The sequence below is a fragment of the Streptomyces sp. NBC_01426 genome, from assembly GCF_036231985.1.
Classification (GTDB): domain Bacteria; phylum Actinomycetota; class Actinomycetes; order Streptomycetales; family Streptomycetaceae; genus Streptomyces.
Window position 1 is genome coordinate 1,746,491 of record NZ_CP109500.1, and the last position, 22,488, is coordinate 1,768,978.

Annotated in this window: 17 protein-coding genes and 1 tRNA gene; 10 read left to right on the forward strand and 8 right to left on the reverse strand. The window is 73.7% G+C overall.

The features are described 5' to 3' along the window. Positions 1–143: 143 nt before the first annotated feature. Both metG and OG906_RS07710 read right to left on the reverse strand, forming a co-directional pair. Positions 144–1,859, reverse strand: a complete 1,716-nt coding sequence (gene metG / locus OG906_RS07705; protein WP_329441183.1) for a methionine--tRNA ligase — start codon at positions 1,857–1,859, stop codon at positions 144–146. A gap of 271 nt (positions 1,860–2,130) precedes the next feature. Continuing rightward, the gene (locus OG906_RS07710; protein WP_329441185.1) at positions 2,131–4,122 is read right to left on the reverse strand and encodes a hypothetical protein; all 1,992 of its coding nucleotides are present in this window, start codon (positions 4,120–4,122) and stop codon (positions 2,131–2,133) included. Between the two features lie 254 nt (positions 4,123–4,376). Here OG906_RS07710 and OG906_RS07715 point away from each other — a divergent pair, with 254 nt between their 5' ends. After that, positions 4,377–4,970 carry a sigma-70 family RNA polymerase sigma factor gene (locus OG906_RS07715; protein WP_267802124.1) on the forward strand — a complete coding sequence of 198 codons (594 nt, stop codon included), beginning with the start codon at positions 4,377–4,379 and terminating at the stop codon, positions 4,968–4,970. After that, positions 4,967–6,808, forward strand: coding sequence for a hypothetical protein (locus tag OG906_RS07720; RefSeq protein WP_329441188.1), 1,842 nt, complete (start codon positions 4,967–4,969; stop codon positions 6,806–6,808). Before OG906_RS07715 ends, OG906_RS07720 begins: the two co-directional genes overlap by 4 nt. Before the next feature lie 6 nt (positions 6,809–6,814). Here OG906_RS07720 and OG906_RS07725 read toward each other — a convergent pair whose 3' ends face one another. From OG906_RS07725 to OG906_RS07735, 3 genes are all read right to left on the reverse strand, one after another. Next, positions 6,815–8,518, reverse strand: a complete 1,704-nt coding sequence (locus tag OG906_RS07725; RefSeq protein ID WP_329441190.1) for a serine/threonine-protein kinase — start codon at positions 8,516–8,518, stop codon at positions 6,815–6,817. 46 nt (positions 8,519–8,564) lie between these two features. Beyond that, positions 8,565–8,652, reverse strand: a tRNA-Leu gene (locus tag OG906_RS07730). A gap of 205 nt (positions 8,653–8,857) precedes the next feature. After that, positions 8,858–9,799 (reverse strand): beta-ketoacyl-ACP synthase III, encoded by a 942-nt coding sequence (locus tag OG906_RS07735; protein WP_267796122.1) that lies wholly within the window; start codon positions 9,797–9,799, stop codon positions 8,858–8,860. Positions 9,800–10,001: 202 nt separating this feature from the next. On the opposite strand from OG906_RS07735, the gene fdhD reads away from it, so the two are divergent. After that, positions 10,002–10,829 (forward strand): formate dehydrogenase accessory sulfurtransferase FdhD, encoded by an 828-nt coding sequence (gene fdhD, locus OG906_RS07740; protein WP_329441194.1) that lies wholly within the window; start codon positions 10,002–10,004, stop codon positions 10,827–10,829. Between the two features lie 114 nt (positions 10,830–10,943). Here the strand turns inward: fdhD and OG906_RS07745 are convergent, their stop codons facing one another. Together OG906_RS07745 and OG906_RS07750 are read right to left on the reverse strand one after the other, a co-directional pair. Next, the gene (locus OG906_RS07745) at positions 10,944–11,369 is read right to left on the reverse strand and encodes a (2Fe-2S) ferredoxin domain-containing protein (RefSeq protein WP_329441196.1); all 426 of its coding nucleotides are present in this window, start codon (positions 11,367–11,369) and stop codon (positions 10,944–10,946) included. Between the two features lie 9 nt (positions 11,370–11,378). Further along, on the reverse strand, positions 11,379–12,419 hold the full coding sequence (locus tag OG906_RS07750; RefSeq protein WP_329441198.1) for a bile acid:sodium symporter family protein: 1,041 nt from the start codon (positions 12,417–12,419) through the stop codon (positions 11,379–11,381). 190 nt (positions 12,420–12,609) lie between these two features. Between OG906_RS07750 and OG906_RS07755 the strand changes: the two genes are divergently transcribed. The 7 genes from OG906_RS07755 (at position 12,610) to OG906_RS07785 (ending at position 21,884) form a co-directional block, all read left to right on the forward strand. Beyond that, positions 12,610–13,461, forward strand: a complete 852-nt coding sequence (locus OG906_RS07755) for a LysR substrate-binding domain-containing protein (protein ID WP_267796133.1) — start codon at positions 12,610–12,612, stop codon at positions 13,459–13,461. 282 nt (positions 13,462–13,743) lie between these two features. Continuing rightward, positions 13,744–15,567 (forward strand): AMP-dependent synthetase/ligase, encoded by a 1,824-nt coding sequence (locus OG906_RS07760; RefSeq protein ID WP_329441200.1) that lies wholly within the window; start codon positions 13,744–13,746, stop codon positions 15,565–15,567. A 122-nt stretch (positions 15,568–15,689) separates the two neighbouring features. Next, positions 15,690–16,958, forward strand: a complete 1,269-nt coding sequence (locus OG906_RS07765) for an ABC transporter substrate-binding protein (RefSeq protein WP_329441202.1) — start codon at positions 15,690–15,692, stop codon at positions 16,956–16,958. Positions 16,959–16,967: 9 nt separating this feature from the next. Next, complete coding sequence (locus OG906_RS07770; protein ID WP_329441204.1) at positions 16,968–19,700, forward strand: ABC transporter permease subunit; 2,733 nt, start codon at positions 16,968–16,970, stop codon at positions 19,698–19,700. Then, a complete protein-coding gene (locus OG906_RS07775) occupies positions 19,697–20,470 on the forward strand; it encodes an ABC transporter ATP-binding protein (protein WP_329441205.1) in 774 nt (257 codons plus the stop codon). Before OG906_RS07770 ends, OG906_RS07775 begins: the two co-directional genes overlap by 4 nt. Positions 20,471–20,590: 120 nt before the next feature. Then, positions 20,591–21,439, forward strand: coding sequence for an aldo/keto reductase (locus OG906_RS07780; protein WP_324290493.1), 849 nt, complete (start codon positions 20,591–20,593; stop codon positions 21,437–21,439). Between the two features lie 19 nt (positions 21,440–21,458). After that, positions 21,459–21,884, forward strand: a complete 426-nt coding sequence (locus tag OG906_RS07785; RefSeq protein WP_329441208.1) for an RICIN domain-containing protein — start codon at positions 21,459–21,461, stop codon at positions 21,882–21,884. Between the two features lie 220 nt (positions 21,885–22,104). On the opposite strand, the gene OG906_RS07795 is transcribed toward OG906_RS07785, so the two are convergent. Then, a complete protein-coding gene (locus OG906_RS07795) occupies positions 22,105–22,410 on the reverse strand; it encodes a 4a-hydroxytetrahydrobiopterin dehydratase (protein ID WP_053679997.1) in 306 nt (101 codons plus the stop codon). Positions 22,411–22,488: the final 78 nt, after the last annotated feature.

Below are 22,488 nucleotides of genomic sequence, written 5' to 3' on the forward strand. Positions count from 1 at the left end.
GCAGCCGCGCGCCCCCGGTGGGGTCTGCACGCCCAAGTGGACACTTCGGGGTGGGGTTTCCCCTACCTCCGGTCCGCGCCGGACGCGGGTGAGGGGCGCGACCCGTACGGGTCGCGCCCCTCACTGCGGTGCAGCGGTGGGTGTCAGGCCTCCGGCGAGCCGCCGAAGCGCTCCCGGTACGACTCCAGGTCCTCTTCGGTGATCTTCGCGAAGAGCACCGGAGGCACGGTGAACGGCGTGCCGGCCGGAACCGCGTCCAGCGACCTGGCCTGCTCCGGGGTCACCCACGTCGCGGTGTCCTCGGCGAGGGTGAACGCGGAGCGCATGGCGCGCGCCGAGGACGGGATGAAGGGCTCGGAGACCACCGAGTAGAGGTGGATGAGGTTCATCGCGGTCCGCAGGGTGAGCGCCGCGCCCTCCGGGTCGGTCTTGATCTCCAGCCAGGGGGCCTTCTCCTCCAGGTAGGAGTTTCCGGCCGACCACAGGGCGCGCAGCGCCGCCGCCGCCTTGCGGTACTGGAGGGTCTCCATGTGGCCCTCGTACTCGGCGAGCAGCTCGGCGATCTGCTCGCCCAGCTTCGCCTCGGCCTCGCCGGCCGCGTTGCCCGCGGGGACTTCGTCGCCGAAGCGCTTGCGCGAGAAGGACAGCACCCGGTTGACGAAGTTGCCGAGGGTGTCGGCGAGGTCCTTGTTGACCGTGGCGGTGAAGTGCTCCCACGTGAAGGACGAGTCGTCCGACTCGGGCGCGTTGGCGATGAGGAAGTAGCGCCAGTAGTCGGCCGGGAGGATCTCCAGCGCCTGGTCGGTGAAGACGCCGCGCTTCTGCGAGGTGGAGAACTTGCCGCCGTAGTACGTCAGCCAGTTGAAGGCCTTGACGTAGTCGACCTTCTTCCACGGCTCGCGGGTGCCGAGTTCGGTGGCCGGGAACATCACCGTGTGGAACGGGACGTTGTCCTTGGCCATGAACTGGGTGTACCGGACGTCCTCGGCCTCGTACCACCACGCCTTGTAGTCGCGGTGGGCCGGGTCGGCGTCCGCCCACTCCTTGGTGGAGGCGATGTACTCGATCGGGGCGTCGAACCAGACGTAGAAGACCTTGCCCTCGGCCGCCAGCTCGGGCCAGGTGTCGGCGGGGACGGGAACGCCCCAGTCGAGGTCACGGGTGATGGCGCGGTCGTGCAGGCCCTCGGTCAGCCACTTGCGGGCGATCGAGGAGGCCAGCTGCGGCCACTCCTCCTCGTGCTCCGCCACCCAGGCCTCGACCTCGACCTGGAGCTTGGACTGGAGGAGGAAGAGGTGCTTGGTCTCGCGGACCTCCAGCTCGGTGGAGCCGGAGATCGCGGAGCGGGGCTCGATCAGGTCCGTGGGGTCCAGGACGCGGGTGCAGTTCTCGCACTGGTCGCCGCGGGCCTTGTCGTAGCCGCAGTGGGGGCAGGTGCCCTCGACGTAGCGGTCCGGCAGGAAGCGGCCGTCGACCGGCGAATACACCTGCCGGATCGCCCGCTCCTCGATGAAGCCGTTCTCCTGGAGCCGACGGGCGAAGTGCTGGGTGATCTCGGCGTTCTGCCGCGAGGAGCTGCGGCCGAAGTAGTCGAAGGACAGTTCGAAGCCGTCGTAGACCGCCTTCTGGGCGTCGTGCGCCTGCGCACAGAACTCGGAGACCGAGAGACCGGCCGCCTTGGCGGCGAGTTCGGCGGGGGTGCCGTGCTCGTCGGTGGCGCAGATGTAGAGGACGTCGTGGCCGCGCTGGCGGAGGTACCGGGAGTACACATCCGCCGGAAGCATCGACCCGACCATGTTGCCCAGGTGCTTGATCCCGTTGATGTAGGGAAGCGCGCTGGTGATCAGGTGTCGAGCCATCCTCGGATGCTCCATTCGTTTCATTTGTACGGATTTACGCGTGACGACCCGTCGTGACGGATCGTGATGCTGTTCATCGTATCGAACCGCCGAAAGGCGCCGTCCCGCATTTTCCACGGGTGGACCGAACACAAAAGCGAGGACAGTGACCTCTCCGTCACGGCCCTCGCGATGGGGCCATGCTACAGCCGGAGGGCCGGGGCCCCGACCGGCGGCCGCGGGGTGGACGGCCGCACCCGAGGGGTCCGGGGGCGGCGTCCGGTCCCGGCGTTCAGTCCCGGCCGCCGGCCGCCCCGTCGAGCGCGGTGATCCCCGCGCCGCTCGCCAGCCTCCCGGTCAGCCGGACCGCGGCGCCCCGGGCGCCGGCCGGGGCGACGAGACTGCGTCCCTTGCTCTCCGCGCGGACCGCGCCGGTCGCGGTGATCCCCGTGACCTCCCGGCTGCCGGCGGCGAGCTGGTACCAGCGGCCGGCCGGGGAGCGCCAGCGGGCGCCCGCGAGCAGGTGCTGCCCGAAGCGACCGCAGGCGGCGGTGGCCCGCGCCCGCGCCACGTCCTGCGGCGGGCCCGAGGGCGGGCGCAGTTGGACGAGCACGTCCCCGGGGCCGGCCCAGCCGGAGGCCCGGGTGCAGGACCAGACGGCCCGGCCGCCTCCGTCGGGGAGTTCCGAGTCGGCGAAGTCCCAGATGTTGACGGCGCGCACCCCGGCGCCGGGGAGTTCCCGCAACCGGCAGGCGACCGGCGCCCAGGCGGCCCGGGCGGCCGTCCCGGTGGCCTCGCGCGGTTGCCGGGCGGGCACGGCGCCGGGTCCGGTGGGCAGGGGTGTGTAGGTGAGGTGCACGGGGGTGAGCGCGCCCAGGTCGACGAGGACGAAGGCGTGCTTCTCCACGATGCGGGCGGAGGAGGTCAGTTCCAGTGCGGGCCAGGTGTCGCAGGCGCCCGCGGCGCGGGGCACTGCGGTGGGCGCGGTGACCCCTTCGGCGGAGACGTCCAGGGGTTTCGCCGGGTCCCCGGCCCGCGTCAGGTCGCGGGTGCCGGCCTTGGCGATCCACGGTGCGAGCAGGTACCGGGCGGTCGTGCCGGTGCGGCCGAGGCGGAGCGCGGCGGCCGTGGTGACCCCGGACTCGTCGGTACGGGCGAACGCGAGCTCCCGGGCTCGCGGCCCTTCGGCGGCCTCGGCGTAGCGGACGACCCGGTCCGCGTCGAGCAGGAGCACGACGGCCCGGCCGTCGCTGTCGCCCGCGTACAACAACCGGGGCGGGCGGGCCGGCGGGTCCGTGGGCGTCCCCGGCGCGGCCGTCACCGGCACCTCGCGCGGCCGGGCCGCCCACGTGCCGAGGGCCCGGGCGAGCAGGGCCCGGTCGGCGGTGCGGCCGCCCCGGGCGGGCCAGGCGGTGAAGTCGACCCGGGCGGTGTCGGCCCAGGCCTCGGCCGGCGCCCTGACCAGCCGGGCGGGGTCCAGTGCCCCGGCGGCCACGGGCCCGGCGAGCGGCCGGGTGTCGGGCGCCCTCGACGCGGTGTGGGCCGCCAGGACCCCGCCGACGACGGCGAGCGCGGCCGTCGCGGCCCACACGGCCCGGGCCCGGCGGCGCCGGCGCAGCAGGTCGGTGGGACGGGCGCTGACCACGCTGGCGTCGAACTCCGGGTTCCGCAGGGCCCGCAGGAGCGCCTCCCCCGCGCGGGGCCCGGCGTCCGGGTCGGCGGTGTCCCCCGCGTCGCCCGGGTCCCCCACGGGCACCGCGACCGCCTCGCGGACGGCGTCGGCCGGGTCGGCGGCGCCGGCCGCGCGGAGCAGTCGTACGACGCTCTCCTCGGGCAGGCCGTCCAGCCGGTGCAGCACGAAGGCGGCCCGTACCGGGGCGGATGCCCCGGCCAACAGTCGGGCGGCCTCGTCGATCCCGCCGGCCGGGGGCCACAGCCGCAGCCCCCAGACGAAGGGCGGGGCGGGTGGCCAGGAGAGCCGGGCCAGGGCGGCGCGGGTCCGGCCGGCCCGGGCGAGGGAGGCGCGGAGCACGCGTACCCGTACGTCCTCCAGCGGGGCGCCGGGGCTGTCGGGGCCGCCCGGCCCGTCGACTCCGGGGCCTCCTCCCCCGGTGTGCGGGAGTGCGCGCTGCACGGCTCTGTGCGCCAGCAGTACGCGTGCGTGCCGCCCCGATGTCCCGGGGAGCGTCACGTAGGCGAGCCGTACCAGTCGGGGGTACTGCTCGACGATGACGGCCTCGGCCTGCTCGACCGCGGTGGTACCGAATCGCTGTGATGTGCCCACGCTCCGACAAACGAGTGAATCTTGGGATGGTCACACGCGGTGTGCGGTCGGGGCGGTGCCGCAGGGTCCGGCACGCGAACGGCATATGCGTATGCGCCGGTTGAGGGGCGGCTCGATCGAAGTTGGTCGCAAGTCGATCACCACTGTGCCGATTGCTTCCAGCTTTCTTCTCTACGCCCTTCGAGTGCGCCCGCGCTGACACGCTGGCGGTGCGAGCGCCCAGGGGATGAGGGCTCAGGGGATGGGGTGGAGCGGTGAACGATGGCGGACCGGAGGAGTCCGGCGGGGCCGTGGGGCTGCCGAGCCGGCGACGGCAGCCGACTCCGATGACCCAGTGGGATCCGCCCGCGCGCCTGTCGTACTGGGCCTTCCACACCAACCGGCGGCCCGCCTACATGCGGTTCGCCTATCTCCAGCTGGGCTCCGACGCCGCCGCCGAGGACGCGGTCGACGCCACCTTCGACACGCTTATGAACGACTGGCTCCGCATGCTGCACATGGACCGCCTGGACGCCTACGCCTGGACCGTCCTCAAACAACGGATCGTCGATCGGCAGCACCGGCGCGTCCCGTGCCCCCGGCCGATGGACATCAGCGCCTTCGAGGCGGCGCTCAAGGAAGCCCACTGCGACCAGTACGAGGTGCTGACCGACACCATCCGCTTCTACTCGGCCGTCTCGCGGCTCGCCGAGCGGCAGCGGGACACCGTGATGCTGCGGTACGGGCTCCAGTGCACGCCCGGGGAAGCCGCCTCGGTGATGGGTGTCGACGAGGCCACGGTCCGCTCGCAGCTCGGCCAGGCGCACCGTCGACTCGCCCGGCTGCTCGACGCGTCCGTCGAGTCATGAGGCCGCGCGAGAGCCGGGACCGCGACGGAACCCCTCGCTCCCTGGCCGAGTTCCTGGCCCGGGCGGGCGTCCGCGACCGCTATCCGCACTACGACCTCGGCGCGGCCGAGGCCCGGTTGCTGCGCTCCCCGCGGACGCCCGCCGGCCGCGCACGACGCGGCTCCCCCCTCGGCTGGAGCGACCCGGCCCGGGACGTGCCGCTCGACGCCGAGCGGGCCCGGCGCGACCTGAAGTCGGCCTGCCTGGGCGCCGTGTGCGATCCGAACGCGGAGGCCCGGCTCGCCTCCTTTGCCCGCGGCGGGCACACCGACCTGGCCGGCGCGGTGGTCTTCGGCTGCCTGCTGCACCTGTCCGGTCTCCGCGAAGGGGCCCGGTTCTGGTGGCAGTTCGCGGCCGGCTCCGGGCGGGCCCGGACCGCGGCGGCCGCCTACTGCCTCTTCCTCGACCACTCCCGGCGCGGCGAGCACCACGACGCCCGCGTCTGGGCCCGGGAGCTGGGCCGCCGCGGCTACCGACCCGCCGGCCACCGGGAGCTGCGCGAGGTCCGGCTGTGCGCGCAGGCGGCCGTCCTGCGCTACGTGGACCAGCTCGACGATCCCGATCTGGGGCCGGTGCCGCTGCCCAAGCCGGGGCTGACGACCGTGCTGGCGGCGTTCCACCCCGCGCCGGCGCCGCCCGCACCGGCCGCACCGGGCGCGGGTCCGCCGCGCCGGCCGCCCGTGACCGGGGTCTCCCGTGCCGGCGGATCCCTCGGCGCCGCGGGCGAGGCCCTCGCGCAGGCCCGCCGCGCGCTGGCCGTCGTACGCGTCCTGGAACGTCGCCCGCTGGGTGTGCGGACCTGCCAACTGCGGCGGGAATCGGGCCTGGCCGAAGCGGAGCTCGCGCCGCTGCTGTCGATGCTGTGCGAGGAGGGGTACGCCTGTCGCCCCGGCGCGGGGCTCTACGGCCGCGGGCCGGCCCTGGACCGGCTCGCCGCCCCGGGCCTCGCGGTCCTGGCGGGCCTCGCGGCGCAGCTCCGGCGGGCCTTGGCGCGGGACGGCGTGGAGGCCGCCGTCCACCTCGGCCCGTACCCGGACGCGGAGGCCCGCATCCCGCGGCCGGCGGACGGGGCCGGCGCTCCACCGGGGTGGCGGTGGCCGGACTTCCGCGCCGATGCGCACGCCGCCGGGATCGGGGCGTGCCCGTTCACCGGCCTCGACCACGAGCTCGGCGCGGACCACGTGGCGCGGCGCCGCCCGGTCGCGTCGACCCCGCCGGCGGTCGTCACGGACGGCCGCATCCTGTTCCACGCCCTCGACCCGATGGCGTCGGGCATCCCGGTCTTCGATCTGCGCGCCTGTTCCCCCGGGGCCGGCTGCCCGGTCGCGCCGGCCGTGGGCGGGGCGGCCGCCGGCTGTCTCGGGCTGTCGCTGCCCGCGCCGCACGCGCACCGGCTGCGGCGGGCCGGCGACGCCTTGCGCCGCACGGCGGTGCCGGTGCTCCTGGCCCTCCTCCTGTCGGGCGCGATACCGGCGGAGGTCCCCGCCGTGCGGGCGGACGTCACGGGGGCGGCGCACACTCCGAACCCGCCGGTCCCGCCGGTCTCGCCCGCCGGGATCACCCCGGAGACCCTGCGGCACCTGCGGAAGCTGTTCCGTACCCCGGTCGGCGGTGGCGCCGGCGCGGACGGCCCCCATCTGGTCAGCGACCCGGCCGCGGCGGCCGCCTACCTCTTCGCCGCCGTACCGGAGGACGCCGAACGGCCGCGGCTGGCGCTCCCCCACACCTTCGCGCCGCTCACCCCCGGCAGCCTGACCGCGCCGGGAGGGCTGGTGGTCCTGGGGACGGACGAGACGTGACGGGACTCAGGCCGGGGGGACGAAGGAGTCCAGCGCCGCGTCGAAGTGGCTCCGCGCCTCGCCGAGCCGTCCCACCGGGGCGGAGACCCAGACGTCGTACATGCCGCCGTTCTCGTCCCAGCAGAGGTCGAAGGTGTGCCGGGGGCCCTCCGTCGCGGTGAAGCCGTTCCAGGTGAACTCCCACAGTGCGGCGGGCAGTCCGTTGTGGGTGGTCCGCACGACGGTGTTGTCGCGGTAGCCGGGATTGGTGTCGGGGCCGGCCGTGTCGGCTGCCTTCATCGCCGCGGGCGGCCCGCCGGCGACGGGCGGCGTGGACTTGATGCCGATGCGGAAGGCCCCGTCCGGGGAGACGTAGAAGACCCGCTGGTCGTCGGTGGTGCGCCGGTACCCCTGGGGCACGGCGAGGCTGAACCCCTCCCGGTCGACGACGGTGCGGTAGCCGGCGGGCGCGGGCTTGGTGGGCGCGGAACGCTCGGGCTGTGTCCGCGGCCCGGCAGGGGTGGGGGTCGCTGCGGGCGAGGGGGCGGCGTTCGCGGGGCTCGGGGAAGCCGGGGGCCGGGCCGCGGTTCCGGGCGACCCGTCCGCGGCCGGGGCGCCGGCGGCGGGGCCGGCCGTGTCGGTCCGGCCCCGCGACCCGTTGTCGAGCAGCGAGGTCACGGTCACGGTGGCGACGACCGCCAGGACGACCAGGGCCACGACCAGCCCGATCCGCAGGGCCGGGCGGGCGGGGGCGGCGGGCCCGGCCGGCCGGGCCACGTGCTCGGTCGGGGAGTAGCCGGGCGGGGTGCCGGTGCCGGTTGCCGCCTTGCGGCCGGAGGTCCCGGCGGGCGGGGTGGGGGCGGCGGCCCGGTCGAGCAGGGGCATGGTGCCGGTGGCCACGTACGCCGACAGCAGCCGCCGCGTCTCCGGTGCGTCCAACCGTCGCTCCGGATCCCGGTCCAGCAGGCCGCGGATGACCGGCAGCAGCGGCCCCGCCTTCGCCGGCGGGCGGATCTCGTCGTGGACGACGGCGTGCAGCACCCCGCCGAGGGAGTCCCGGTGGAAGGGCGATTCCCCGGTCAGGGCCGCGCACAGCAGGGCGCCCAGCGACCACAGGTCGGATTCGGGTCCTGCGGCGGCGCCCTGCATGCGTTCGGGCGAGGTGTACTCGGGTGACCCGACGAAGGCTCCGGTCTCGCTGAGGGTGGTGGCGCCGGCGAGGTGGGCGATGCCGAAGTCGGTCAGGACCACCCGGTCGGTGCCGGTCTCCATCAGCACGTTGGCGGGCTTGACGTCCCGGTGGAGCACCCCGCGGGCGTGGGCCGCGGTGAGGGCGCCGAGCAGGGCGAGCCCGGTGCGGGCGGTCTCGGCGGGGTCCAGCGGGCCCGTGGCGGTGAGCCGGTCCGCGAGGGATCCGCCGTCGACGAGTTCCATCACGATGTACGGCCGCCCGTCGTCCTCCACCACGTCGTGGACGACGACCACGTGGGGGTGCCTGACCTGCGCGAGGGTGCGCGCTTCCCGCAGGGCGCCGGCGGCTTCCGTTCCGTCCCCGACGTGGAGCTCCTTGACGGCGACCGACCGGCCGAGCAGCTCGTCGGTCGCGCGCCAGACGGTTCCCATCCCGCCCCTGCCCAACCGCTCTTCCAACCGGTAACGCCCGGCGATCACAGGCCTGTTGCGCGGATGGTGTTGCGACACGTCTCTCCCCCTCGCCCCGTTCAGGGTCATGATGCCGCACAACGCAAAAAGCCCCACCGAAGTGGGGCTTTCGTGCTGGTGTCCGAGGGGGGACTTGAACCCCCACGCCCGATAAAGGGCACTAGCACCTCAAGCTAGCGCGTCTGCCATTCCGCCACCCGGACCAGGTGGTCGGCCCCGGTTTCCCGCGGCGACATGGACAACAATAGCAGGGGATCGAGGTGGTTCCGACCAGGTATTCGGCTCCGGGGGAATCCGACGCGCCGCGCTGACCTGCGGGCATACCCCGCAGGAGCCGGCGAGACGGAACGTCTCCCCGACCTGCCCGGGACGGACGGCCCCGCGTTCCCGCGCGGCGGTCCCGGCCGGCTACGGGCAGTGGATGACCTGTCCCGCGTACGAGAGGTTGCCGCCGAAGCCGAAGAGCAGGACCGGGGCGCCGGAGGGGATCTCGCCGCGCTGGACCAGCTTGGACAGGGCCATCGGGATGCTGGCGGCGGAGGTGTTGCCGGAGTCGACGACGTCGCGGGCGACGACGGCGTTGACGGCTCCGATCTTCGCGGCGAGCGGTTCGATGATCCGCAGGTTGGCCTGGTGCAGAACGACGCCGGCCAGGTCCTCGGGGGTGATCCCGCTCTTCTCGCAGACCTTGCGGGCGAGCGCGGGCAGCCGGCTGGTGGTCCAGCGGTAGACGGCCTGGCCCTCCTGCGCGAAGACGGGGGGCGAGCCCTCGATCCGCACGGCGTGGCCCATCTCGGGTACCGAGCCCCACAGCACGGGGCCGATGCCGGGCTGTTCGCAGGCCTCGACCACGGCCGCGCCGGCGCCGTCGCCGGTCAGCACGCAGGTGGTGCGGTCGCTCCAGTCGGTGATCTCGGTCATCTTGTCGGCGCCGATGACCAGGGCGCGGGTGGCGGCGCCGGCGCGGATCGCGTGGTCGGCGGCGGCCAGGGTGTGGGTGAAGCCGGAGCAGACGACGTTGATGTCCATGACGGCGGGGCCGCCGCCCATGCCCAGCTTGGCCGCGACACGGGCGGCCATGTTGGGGGAACGGTCGATCGCGGTGGACGTGGCCACGAGGACGAGGTCGATGTCGTCGGGGGTGAGTCCGGCGTTCGCGAGGGCCTTGCCCGCGGCCTGGAAGGCCAGCTCGTCGACCGGCTCCTCGGGTCCCGCCATGTGGCGCGTCTTGATGCCGACCCGGGATCGGATCCACTCGTCGTTGGTGTCGACCATGGCCGCGAGGTCCTCGTTGGTGATCACTTTCGCGGGCTGGTAGTGCCCTAGCGCCACCACGCGTGAACCGGTCATGGGCGGGAATCCCCTCGTCGACAGTCAGGATCACCCAGCTTTGCCTGCTACCGGTGGGTACGGGTGCGCGTGACCCGACAGGATTAAGGCACCTGAATTTGGAGAATTCCGAGGATCCTCCTGCCGGGGGCGTCCGCGACGGCGGATCCGCGAGAATGGGCCCGTCAGGTGCACGACGAGGAACGAACGGTGGACTGATCACATGGGACGGGTCACCGAACGCCGTCGCGTCGTCCGGATCCGCGGCGGCGTGGCGGGGGCCCGCCCGGACACGCTGGTGGCCGAGGAGCCGCTGGAGATCCGGCTGAACGGCAAACCGCTGGCCATCACGATGCGCACGCCGGGCGACGATTTCGCGCTGGCGGTGGGCTTCCTGGTGAGCGAGGGCGTGCTGGCGCGCACCTCGGACGTCCAGGCCGTCACCTACTGCGAAGGGGCGACCTCGGACGGTTCGAACACGTACAACGTGGTGAACGTGCAGCTCGCGACCGGGGTGCCGGTGCCGGACATCACGCTGGAGCGGAACGTCTACACGACGTCCTCCTGCGGTCTGTGCGGGAAGGCGAGCCTGGACGCGGTGCGTACGGCGACCCGGTTCCCGGGGATCGAGGCCGACCCGGTGCGGGTGAGCGCGGACCTGCTGTCCCTGCTGCCGGACCGGCTGCGCGCGGCCCAGAAGGTCTTCGACCGCACGGGAGGGCTCCACGCGGCGGGCCTGTTCTCGGCGGAGGGCGAGCTGCTGGACCTGCGGGAGGACGTGGGGCGGCACAACGCCGTGGACAAGATCGTCGGTCGGGCGTTGCAGGCCGGTCGGTTGCCGCTGACCGGCTCGGTGCTGCTGGTGTCGGGGCGGGCCTCGTTCGAGCTGGCGCAGAAGGCGGTGATGGCGGGGATACCGGTCCTCGCGGCGGTCTCGGCGCCGTCCTCGCTGGCGGTGGACCTCGCGGTGGAGACGGGGCTGACCCTGGTGGGCTTCCTGCGCGGGCCGGACATGAACATCTACGCGGGCGAACAGCGCGTGAGCCTGTAGCGCACGTCGCCCGTGGCGGGCGGACGCGGATCCCCCGCCGCGCATCCCCCGCCCGTCGACGTCCCTGCCCGTCGGCGTCCCCGCCGGTCGACGTGCCCGCCGGTCGACCGTCCGTCAACGTCCCCGGCGGCCGCGTCGGGTCGGGGCCGGCTTCGGTTCCGGGGGGTCGATGCGGTGCAGGTCGAGCGTCGCCGGGATCGGGGTCGCGCCGGGGCCGCCGGCCTCGGCCCACGCGATGATCTCGTCGGTCGCGGTGTCGTCCAGGGCCCAGCCGAACCAGGCGGCGCGGGCGCCCTTGCGGCGGGCCTCGCTCGTGGGCTGGACCACGATGACGTTGGCCTGGGCGCAGGGGCCGAGGCAGTCGCTGGTACGGACGGCGAGCCGGCCCCCGGAGGCGGCGGCGGCCTCGCGCAGCCGGGCCAGTTGGCCCGCGTGGTCGGAGCCGGGGTTCTTGCGGGGGTCCCCGCAGCAGCAGCCCCGGCAGACCACCAGGGTGCAGGGGCGTTCGGCGTGGGCGGCGAGCGGGCGTATCCAGGTCACCGCCGCACGTTACCGGGCCCGCGGCGCGGGGTGTCGGGCCTGCCGGGAGACCTCCGCCACACGCTCGGCGGGGAGTTCGGGGTCGAGGTCACGGGCGCGCCGGCGGGCCAGTACCGCGCAGACCATCAACTGCATCTGGTGGAACAGCATGAGCGGGAGCACGGCGAGGCTCGCGTGGGCGCCGAACAGCACGCCGGCCATGGGGAGTCCGGCGGCGAGGCTCTTCTTCGATCCGGCGAACTGGATGGCGATCCGGTCCTCCCGGCCGAATCCGAGGCGCTTCGCCCCGTACCAGGTGACCAGGAGCATCACCGCGAGGAGCACGGCCTCCACCGCCATCAGGGCGCCCAGCCGCAGGGCGCTGACCTGGTGCCAGATGCCGGCGACCATGCCCGCGCTGAACGCCGTGTAGACGACGAGCAGGATCGAGCCCCGGTCCACGCGACCCAGCACCTTCTTGTTGCGCAGGAGGAAACCGCCGAGCCGGGGCCGCATCAGTTGTCCGAGGACGAAGGGCAGCAGGAGTTGCAGGGCGATCTTCCGCAGGGAGTCGAGGGAGAAGCCGCCCGCGCTGTTGCCCAGCAGTGCGGCGGCGAGCAGGGGGGTCAGGAAGATGCCGGCGAGGCTGGAGAAGGATCCGGCGCAGATCGCGGCGGGCACGTTGCCGCGGGCGAGCGAGGTGAAGGCGATGGAGGACTGGATGGTGGAGGGAACCAGGCAGAGGAAGAGCAGGCCGCTGTGGAGCGGGGGCGTCAGGACGCTCGGGACGAGCGCGCGGGCGGCCAGGCCGAGCAGCGGGAAGAGCACGAAGGTGCAGGCGAGCACGGTCAGGTGGAGCCGCCAGTGGCGCAGCCCGTCGAAGGCCTCGCGGGTGGAGAGCCGGGCCCCGTAGAGGAAGAAGAGCAGGGCCACGGCTGCGGTGGTGGCGCCCTGCGCGACGCCGGCGGCCTGCCCGCGGGCGGGCAGCAGGGCGGCGAGGCCGACGGTGCCCAGCAGGGCCAGGACGTACGGGTCCAGGGGCACCCAGGAGGGGAGGTGGGGGCGTCGCATGGTCGCGGTGCTCATTCGCTCTCGGGGCCGTGACCGCTTCGGGGCTCGGCGGGGCTCGGGGTGGGCGTCGGGGCGCTCGGCGCGGGGATGGCGGGCTGTCTTTCATCGTCGGGCACGGGCGGTCATCGCGAAACCCGCACACCGAACTGACTGTCATCACGTACAGCGATAACGTGGGGCCATGAACGGCATGTACGACCCGGTCCAGTTGCGCACGTTCCTCACGGTGGCCCAGACGCTCAGCTTCACGCAGGCCGCGGGCCGGCTCGGCGTACGGCAGTCCACGGTCAGCCAGCACGTGCGGCGGCTGGAGGACGCCACCGGCCGGCCGCTCTTCGCCCGGGACACGCACAGCGTGGAGCTGACGGAGGACGGTGAGGCGCTGCTGGGCTTCGCCCGCACGATCCTGGAGGCGCACGAGCGGGCGGCCGCCTTCTTCACCGGGACCCGGCTGCGGGGTCGGCTGCGGTTCGGGGCGTCGGAGGACTTCGTGCTGACCCGGCTGCCGGAGGTGCTGGAGGGGTTCCGGCACGAGCACCCCGAGGTCGACCTGGAACTCTCGGTCGAGCTGTCGGGCACTTTGCACGAGCGACTGGACGCGGGGCGCCTCGACCTCGTGCTGGCCAAGCGGCGCGGCCGGGGGGACGAGCGGGGTCGGCTGGTGTGGCGGGACCGGATGGTGTGGATCGGGGCGGAGGGACTGCGGGTGGATCCCGAGCGTCCTGTCCCGTTGATCGTCTTCCCGCCTCCGGGGATCACCCGGGCGCGGGCCCTGGAGGTCCTGGAGCGGGACGGTCGGGCCTGGCGGATCGCTTGTACGAGCGGCAGCCTGAGCGGACTGATCGCGGCGGCCCGGGCGGGGCTCGGCGTGATGGCGCACACCCGCGGGCTGATCCCGCCGGGTCTGGTCCGGGTGGGCGGCCTGCCGGAACTGGGGCCGGTGGAGTTCGCGTTGCTCCAGGGGCACCGGTCGACGCCGGCCGCGGAGGCGCTGGCGGCCGCGATCCTCTCGGGCGGCGACCGACTGAGCCGGCCGGCCTGACCCCCGCGGGCACCGACCGGGGGCCCCGCGGGCACGGGTCGGGGCCGGCGGTCGCGGTGCGGGGCTCGCGCAGATGTCGTGGAGATCCGAACCCGTTCCTCCGTCGATCACCCATCGATCGGCCATCGATCTCCCGTCGATCTCCACGGGCCTCGCGCCCACGGCGCTGACCAGTGGTGATGGCTTCGCATCGGTTGTTCGGACCACCTCCCGTCGGGCCCCCGCGTGGGGTACCGTCACCGGCGCCGTGCGGAGCGAAACTGCGCGGAGAGGAGCGGGCCCTTGCGTGAATTCACCGTCCCACCCGTGGTCACCGACGCACCGGTCGGCGGTCTGGCCGATGTCGTCTTCGACCATGCCCGGCAGGATCCGGACCGGGTGGTGCTCGGTCGCAAGACGGAGGGGGTCTGGCGGGACGTCACCTCCGGGGAGCTGGCCGAGGAGGTGCTGGCGCTCGCGAAGGGGTTGTTGGCCCAGGGCGTCCGGTTCGGGGATCGGGTGGGCGTGATGTCCCGGACCCGCTACGAGTGGACGCTGTTCGACTTCGCGCTGTGGGCGATCGGCGCCCAGCCGGTGCCGGTCTACCCGAGTTCGTCGGCCGAGCAGGTGCACTGGATCCTGTACGACTCCGCGTGCACCGGCTGTGTCGTGGAGAACGAGGACCAGGCCATGACGGTGGGCTCCGTCGTCGAACGCCTCCCCGACCTGCGCAGGCTCTGGCAGCTCGACTCGGGTGCGGTGGCGGAGCTGGTCGAGGGCGGGCGCGGGGTCGCGGATGACGTGGTGCACCGCCATCGCCGCGCGGTGACGCCCGACGCGACCGCCACGGTCATCTACACCTCGGGAACCACGGGTCGCCCCAAGGGCTGTGTGTTGACGCACGCCAATTTCATGTTCGAGGCGGACACCATGGTCGACCGCTGGGAGTCGGTCTTCCGCGCCGGCCCGGGTGAGCAGCCCTCGACGCTGCTGTTCCTGCCCCTCGCGCACGTCTTCGGCCGGATGGTGGAGGTGGCCGCCGTCCGGGCCCGGGTGAAGCTCGGTCACCAGCCGGTGTTGGCGGCGGCCGAACTGCTGCCGGACCTGGCCGCGTTCCGGCCGACCTTCGTGCTGGGGGTGCCGTACGTCTTCGAGAAGGTGTTCGCGGCGGCCCGCCGCAAGGCGGAGGCGGAGGGGCGGACGGGCCCCTTCGACCGGGCGGTGGAAACGGCGGTGCGGTACGCCGAGGCCCGTGAACAAAAGGCGTTCGGCAGCGGACCGGGCCCGTCGGCCGCGCTGCGCCTGGAGCACCAGGTCTTCGAGAAGCTGGTGTACGGCAAGGTCCGCGAGGCGATGGGCGGGCGGGTGCGGCACGCGATGTCGGGCGGGTCGGCGATGTCGCGCCGGCTGGGGCTGTTCTTCGACGGCGCCGGGATCACGGTGTACGAGGGGTACGGGCTGACGGAGTCCTCCGCCGCCGCCACGGCGAATCCGCCGGGGGCGACGAAGTACGGCACGGTGGGCCCGCCCATCCCGGGCGGTTCGGTGCACATCGCGGACGACGGGGAGGTCTGGCTGCACGGGGGGCACGTCTTCTCCGGGTACCTCAACGATCCGCGCGGCACGGAGGAGGTGCTGCACGGGGGCTGGTTGGCGACCGGGGACCTGGGGCGGCTCGACGCGGACGGCTACCTGACCATCACCGGGCGCAAGAAGGAGATCCTGGTGACGTCGAACGGGAAGAGCGTCTCCCCGACGGCGCTGGAGGAGCGGGTGCGCTCGCATCCCCTGGTGTCGCAGTGCGTCCTGGTCGGCAACGACCGGCCCTACATCGCGGCGCTGGTGACCCTGGACATGGAGGGGGTCGCGCACTGGCTGTCGATGCGGGGGCTGCCCCAGCAGGCGGCGGCTCGGGTGATACACGACCCGGAACTGTCGGCGGAGGTGCGCCGTGCGGTGGTGGCCGCCAACACCCTGGTGTCCCAGGCGGAGGCGATCCGTACGTTCCGGGTGCTGGCCGAGCAGTTCACCGAGGAACGCGGTTTGTTGACGCCGTCGTTGAAGTTGAAGCGGCGGGCGATCGAGCAGGCCTACGCGACGGAGGTGGCGGCCCTGTACCAGGGCTGACGGGTCGGGTCGGCTCCGGCGAGCAGGATCTGACGATCCGTCATTCCCCTTGGTCGGCGATATTGACGGTGCGTCAGCTCACGCACAGAATGCGGGGATTCCGACCGGAGGGGATTCCACACATGCCGCGACCCATCCACGCCCTCGCCGCCGCGGCGGCGGCCTTCGCGCTCCTCATCGCCTGCAACTCCGCCTCCACCAACGGCACCTCGCCGGGCAGGCCCGGGGACGCGCCGGGCACCACGCGCGGGGTCACCGCCGACTCCATCAAGGTCGGCGGCATCGTGTCGATGACCAGCGCCAGTGGGTACAGCAAGAAGGACACCGACCTCGGCGCGAAGGCCCGCTACCTGCGCGCCAACGCGGAGGGCGGTGTCAACGGACGCACGATCGACTACATCGGCGCCGAGGACGACGGTCAGGACCCCGGCAAGAACACGGCGGCCGCCCGCAAGCTCGTCCAGCAGGACAAGGTCTTCGCGGTCTCCCCGATGAGTTCGGTGACCTTCTCCGGCGCGGACTTCCTCCAGCGGGAGAAGGTGCCCACCTTCGGCTGGGGCACCCTCCCGTCCTTCTGCGGACCGGAGTACATCTACGGGTTCAACGGCTGCCTGGTCCCCACCCCCGGCGGCACCATCAACCAGACCTGGCCCGAGGGCATCGCCCGGATCCTCGGCGGAGCGGCCGGCAAGTCGGTGGCGATCGTCGCCAATGACAGCGACGCCGGGAAGTTCGGCGTGGCCACCTTCCGCCAGGGCTTCGGCAGCGCCGGGTTCACGGTGTCCTACGCGAAGGCCTCGGTGCCCGGCACCGCCGTGCCGAGCGACTGGTCGGCGTACGTGAAGGAGATGCTGACGAGCAACGGTGGCAAGGCCCCCGACGCCGTCGTCTCCGTCATGCAGACCCCCAACAACATCGGGCTGTTCACCGCGCTCAAGCGCGCCGGCTACCGGGGCGTGCTCACCGACCCGACCGACTACGACCCGGGGCTGCTCGCCAAGGACGCCACCCGGCAGGCCCTCGACGGGGTGTACGTGCTCCTGCAGTTCGAGCCGTTCGAGTCGCAGAACCCGGCGATGGCCCGGTTCAAGGCCGACATCAAGGCGGCGGCCGGCGGGCAGGACGTACCGCTGAACATGCACATGATGACCGGGTACATGTCCGCGGACCTGTTCCTCTCCATCGCGGGCAAGGCCGGCAGGAACCTGACCGCGGAGACCTTCCAGAGCGCCGCGCGAACCTTCTCCGACACCGGCACGCTGGTCGGCGACCGGGCGGAGCCCAAGGGGCAGAAGGACAGCTTCGGCTGCGGGGCGCTCGTCCGGCTGAAGGACCGCGCGTACGAGGTGGCCGTCCCGTTCGCGTGCCACGAGCCCATCCCCTTCAAGTAGGCCCGCGGCATGGGTGATCTGCTCGTCTTCGTGCTGAGCGGCCTGGTCTCCGGCGCCCTGTACGCGCTGCTGGCCACCGGGCTGGTGCTGTCCTACTCGGCGTCCGGGCTCTTCAACTTCGCGCACGGGGCCACCGCCTACCTGTGCGCCCTCACCTTCTACGAGTTGCACTCCGGGCTGGGCTGGCCGGCCGTCCCCGCGGCGCTCCTGGTGGTGCTCGGCGTGGCTCCCGGCATCGGGTGGGGGCTGGACCGGCTGATGTTCCGGCGGCTCGCCCGGGTCGGGGAGGCCGCACAGATCGTGGCGACCATCGGACTGCTGGTGGCGCTGCCCGCGGCCGGACTGTGGGCGGTGCAACTGCTCGGCGACGCCGGGGCGCCGGTGAAGCCCGCCGATAACCAGTTCGGGCTCCCCGGGGTGGGACCGAGCCCCGCGCGGTCCTGGCAACTCGCCGAGGGCGTCGGCATCGACTCCGATCAGCTGATCACCTGGGTGGTGACGGCCGTGGTGGCGGTGGCCCTGTGGGTGCTGATGCGACACACCCGGCTGGGGCTGACGCTGCGGGCCGCCGTCGACAACCGTTCGCTGACCGAACTGCGCGGGATCAGCGCCGACCGACTGTCCTCGGTCGCCTGGATGATCGCCTCCGGGCTGGCGGGGCTCGCCGGGGTGCTGGCGACCCCGCTCCTGGGCCTGTCCGCGCACGACTTCACCCTGTTCCTGTTCGTGTCGGCGACGGCCGCCGTGATCGGACGGTTCGCGTCGGTCCCCCTGGCGTTCGCGGGCGGGCTGGGGCTGGGGGTGTTGCAGAACCTGGTCGCGGGCTACGCCTCCTTCGCCGAGGGGATCACCGGGTTCCGGACGGCCGTGCCGTTCCTGATCCTGTTCGGCGGGCTGCTGGTGCTGACCCGGCGGGCGCGGACCGCAGGAACGATCGCTGCGGACGCCCCGCCGGTGGACCATCTGGCCGGGGCCTCCTGGCTGCGGCGGTGGGGGGTGTGGGCCGCGGGCGCGGGCCTGCTGTGCGTGGCCTTCTACACCGTGACGACCCCGTTCTGGAGCGGGCTCCTCGCCCAGGGGTTGGCCATCGCCCTGGTGTTCATGTCCTTCACGGTGGTCACCGGGCTCGGCGCGATGGTGTCGTTGGCGCAGGCCACGTTCGTGACGGGGGCGGCCCTGGTGGCCGGGCTGTTGATGAGCCGGGGGTGGCCGTTCGTGGCGGCGTTGGCGGTGGGCACGTGCGCGGCCGCCGTCCTGGGCGCCCTGGTCGCGCTGCCGGCGCTGCGGCTGGGGGGACGGTCCCTGGCCCTGGCGACGCTGGCGTTGGCGTTCCTCGCCGACCAGGTGCTGTTCCAGTTGCGGTGGTTGCGCAACGGGGACTCCGGCTGGTCGATCCCGCGGCCGGTCGTCGGCCCGGTGGACCTGTCCGACGACCGGGCGATGGGGGTGACCCTCGTGGTGCTCGTCGCCGTCGTGGCCGCCGCACTGGGCGCGCTGCGCGACTCCCCCTCGGGTCGGGCGATGCTGGCCGTGCGGTCGGCCCCGGCGGCGGCGATGGCCTCCGGGGTGTCCGTGCTGCGGACCAAACTGCTGCTGTTCACGCTGTCGGCCGGGCTCGCGGGGTTCGGGGGTGTCATGTACGCCTCGTACAACACCCGGATCACGGCCACGGACTTCACGGCGATGACCGGGTTGGTGTGGCTGGCCGTGGTGGTGGCGGCGGGGGTGCGGCGACCGCAGTACGCGGTGGTGGCGGGGCTGGTGTTCGCGGTCGCCCCGCAGGTGATGGCGCACTACGTGACGGCCTCGCCGCACCTGCCGGTGATCCTGTTCGGATTGGCGGGTCTGGCGCTGGCCAACGACCCGGACGGCTACTGCGCCGCACTGCCCGTACGGCTGGCCAGACGGCGCGCCGCCGGCCCGACCGGTACGGGAGGCACCGCCGAAGCCGGGACGGGTGCCGGGGTGGTGCCCGTGCCCCGGGCCGCTTCGGGGACTCAGCCCCCGGACCGCGCCTCGAACGCCGACGGGACCGAACGGGCGGGGCACGCCGTCGCGCTGGAGCTGCGGGCGGTGCGGGCCGGGTACGACGGCGGGGAGGTGTTGCACGGCGTGGACCTCGTGGTGCGGCGGGGCGAGATCCTCGCCCTGCTCGGGCCCAACGGGGCCGGGAAGAGCACCGCGTGCCGGGTCGCCGCGGGCCTGCTGCGCGCCGGTGACGGCCGTGTCCTCGTGGCCGGGCGGGACGTGACGCGGGAGGGGGCCGTGCGCCGTTCGCGGGGCGGGGTGCTGCTCGCTCCCGAGGGTCGGGGGATCTTCCCCTCGCTCGACGTCGAGGAGAACCTGGCGCTCCACCTGCGGGACCCGGCCGAGCGGGACGCCGTGTTCGGGCGGTTCCCCCGGCTGCGGGAGCGGCGCCGGGTGCCCGCCGGCGCGTTGTCGGGCGGGGAGCAGCAGTTGCTGGCGCTGGCTCCGCTGTTGCAGCGCCCACCGCGGGTGTTGATCGCCGACGAGCCCTCGCTGGGACTCGCGCCGCGCGTGGTGGACGAGGTGTACGAGCTGCTCGTCGAGCTCCGGGCCGCCGGGACCGCGCTGCTGTTGGTGGAGGAGAAGGCAGCCGAGATCCTCGGGATCGCGGACACGGTCGCCTACCTGTCCCAGGGGCGGGTGTCCTGGTGCGGCCCGCGCGCCGAGGTGGAGACCGACCGGCTGACCGAGGCCTATCTGGGGATGGTCCGATGACGGCGCCGTACGTGTTGGAGGCGGTCGGGATCGGTGTGCGCTTCGGCGGGGTCAAAGCGCTGACCGGGGTGGACCTCGGGGTACGGGCCGGGGAGGTGTGCGGTCTGATCGGCCCGAACGGAGCCGGCAAGACGACGCTGTTCGACGTGCTGTCCGGGATCCGCCGCCCCGATCGGGGGCGGATGCTGCTCGACGGGGTGGACGTGACCCGCCGCTCCCCGGTCTGGCGGGCCCGGCACGGGGTGCGCCGGACCTTCCAGCGGCAGCAGCTGTTCGGGCAGCTCAGCGTGGCCGACAACGTGCTCGTCGCCCAGGAGTGGCGCGGTGGCGGGGGCGGGCCGGTCGCGGACCTGGTCGCCGCGCCGGCCCGCCGGCGCCGGGAGCGGGAGCGCCGCGAGCGGGCCGCGCGGGTGCTGGAGGACTGCGGGATCGGCGAGCTGGGGGACGTGTACGCGGGCGGGCTGCCCGCGGGTCGGGCCCGGATGGTGGAGCTGGCCCGCGCGGCGGCCGACCGGCCGAGGGTGCTGCTGTTGGACGAGCCCGCGTCGGGGCTGTCGGCGCCCGAACGGGAGCGGCTCGCGGCGGTCGTCCGGCGGCTCGCCGAGGAGGAGGGGTGCGCGGTGCTGCTGGTCGAGCACAACGTGGCCTTCGTGATGGAGCTCTGCGCGCGGGTCGTCGTACTGGACCTCGGGGCCGTGCTCGCCCAGGGGACGGCGGCCGAGGTGCGGGCGGACCCGCGGGTGCGGGAGGCCTATCTGGGCGCCTCCTGAATAACCACCCTTTTGGCGGGAATGTGGGCCGCGAGTGGCCGGTTATGGCCCCTCGCAGGCCACGGCGCGCACCGCCGTGTCCGCATCATCACCCGTACCCGACGACGAGGACGACCCGACGTGAACCAGGTCCCCGGCATCAAGCTCAACAACGGCACCCTCATGCCCCAGCTCGGCTACGGCGTCTGGCAGGTCCCGGACGACGAGGCGGAACAGGCCGTCACCACCGCCCTGGAGGCGGGCTACCGCAGCATCGACACGGCGGCGATCTACGGCAACGAGGAGGGCACCGGCCGGGCCATCGCGGGCGCCGGGGTGCCGCGCGAGGAGCTCTTCGTCACCACCAAGCTGTGGAACGGCCCGGACCGCGTCTGGGGCCGGGACGAGGTGCTGCGCGCCTTCGACGAATCGCTCTCCCGGCTGGGCCTCGACCACGTCGACCTGTACCTGATCCACTGGCCGCGCCCGATGCGGGACGACGTCCTCACCACCTGGAAGACCTTCGAGGAGATCGCCGCGAGCGGCCGCGCCAAGGCGGTCGGCGTGTCGAACTTCCGCCCCGAGGACCTGGAGCGGATCCGGACCGTGAGCGATCTGGTCCCGGCCGTCAACCAGATCGAGCTGCACCCGCTCTTCCCGCAGACCGCGCTGCGCGCCCTGCACGCCGACCTCGGGATCGCCACCGAGGCCTGGTCCCCGCTCGGCCAGGGCAAGGAGCTGCTCACGCTTCCCGCCGTCGCCGCGATCGCCGCCAAGCACGGCCGCACCGCCGCGCAGGTGGTGCTGCGCTGGCACCTCCAGCTCGGCAACGTGGTGATCCCCAAGTCCGTGACCCCCGCGCGCATCCGCGAGAATCTGGATGTCTTCGGCTTCGAACTGGACGCCGACGACATCGCCGCGCTGGACGCCCTGGGCGCCGGCACGGCGGGCCGGCGGCTCGGGCCCGACCCGGCCGTCTTCGACATGTGAGCGATCCGAGGGTGTGCGGGTGAACGTTCCTGACGGGGTCTACCGACTCCGCAACGTGGGCAGCGGTCTGCTGCTCCAGGTGGAGAGCGGGAACCGGGTGCGGGTGGGGCCGGACGGCCCGCCCGCGCCCGCGTCCGCACGGCAGTGGGAGATCTCGCCGGTGTACGGCGGCGGTGGGATCTTCCATCTGGTGAGCGTGCACAACGGCAAGCGGCTGGACGTCGCGAACGCGTCCGTGGACAGCGGGACCCGGGTCCAGGTGTGGAAGGCCAACGCGTTCGGCGCCCAGGAGTGGATCGTCGAGGAGCACCTGGACGATCCCGGCGTGGTCTCCCTGATCGCCGTCATCAGCGGGCTGCCGCTGGAGGCCGACGAGGAGGGACAGGCCCGCCAGTGCGAGGACACCGACTCGCCGTCCCAGTGGTGGCGCCTGGAACCCGCCTGACCCGCCCCGCCCGCCCGCGCCCCTCCGTCCCCGCTCCGCCGCCGATCCGCCGTCAGTCGCGCACGAAGGCCACCAGGCGGTACGACGGGTCCGCGCGCGGGGGCCGGGACGAGGTCGAGGACGGCCGCCGCCGCGGCCTCGGCGCGCGGGACGCCGCCCCGGGTGGCGTCGTAGGCCTCGGCCTCGGCGTCGTAGTCGAGCAGGGAACGCGCTATCGGCATCAGTTCGCGCCGTGAGCGGGCGCCAGGGCCTCCAGTCGCTCCGCGAGGGCGAAGTCGGTCTCGGTCACGGCGTCGCCCGCGCTGTGCGTGTTCACCGACACGCGGACCGTGTCGTAGCCCAGGGTGAGGTCCGAGTGGTGGTTCAACTCGTCCTGCACCGAAGCGATGTGGGCGACGAGGGCGCTCGCCGCGAAGTGGCTGCCCAGCCGGTAGGTGCGCAGGATCCGGTCGTCCTCGAAGGCCCAGCCCGGGAGTTCCCGCAACCGGTCCTCGATCTCCTTCTGGGAAAGCGGCTCGCCCGACATCCGCACACTCCTTCACGACTCGGTCGGCACCATCGCCTGACGTGGGGTCAAGGTTCCCACAGCGAGGGCCCGCGGGAA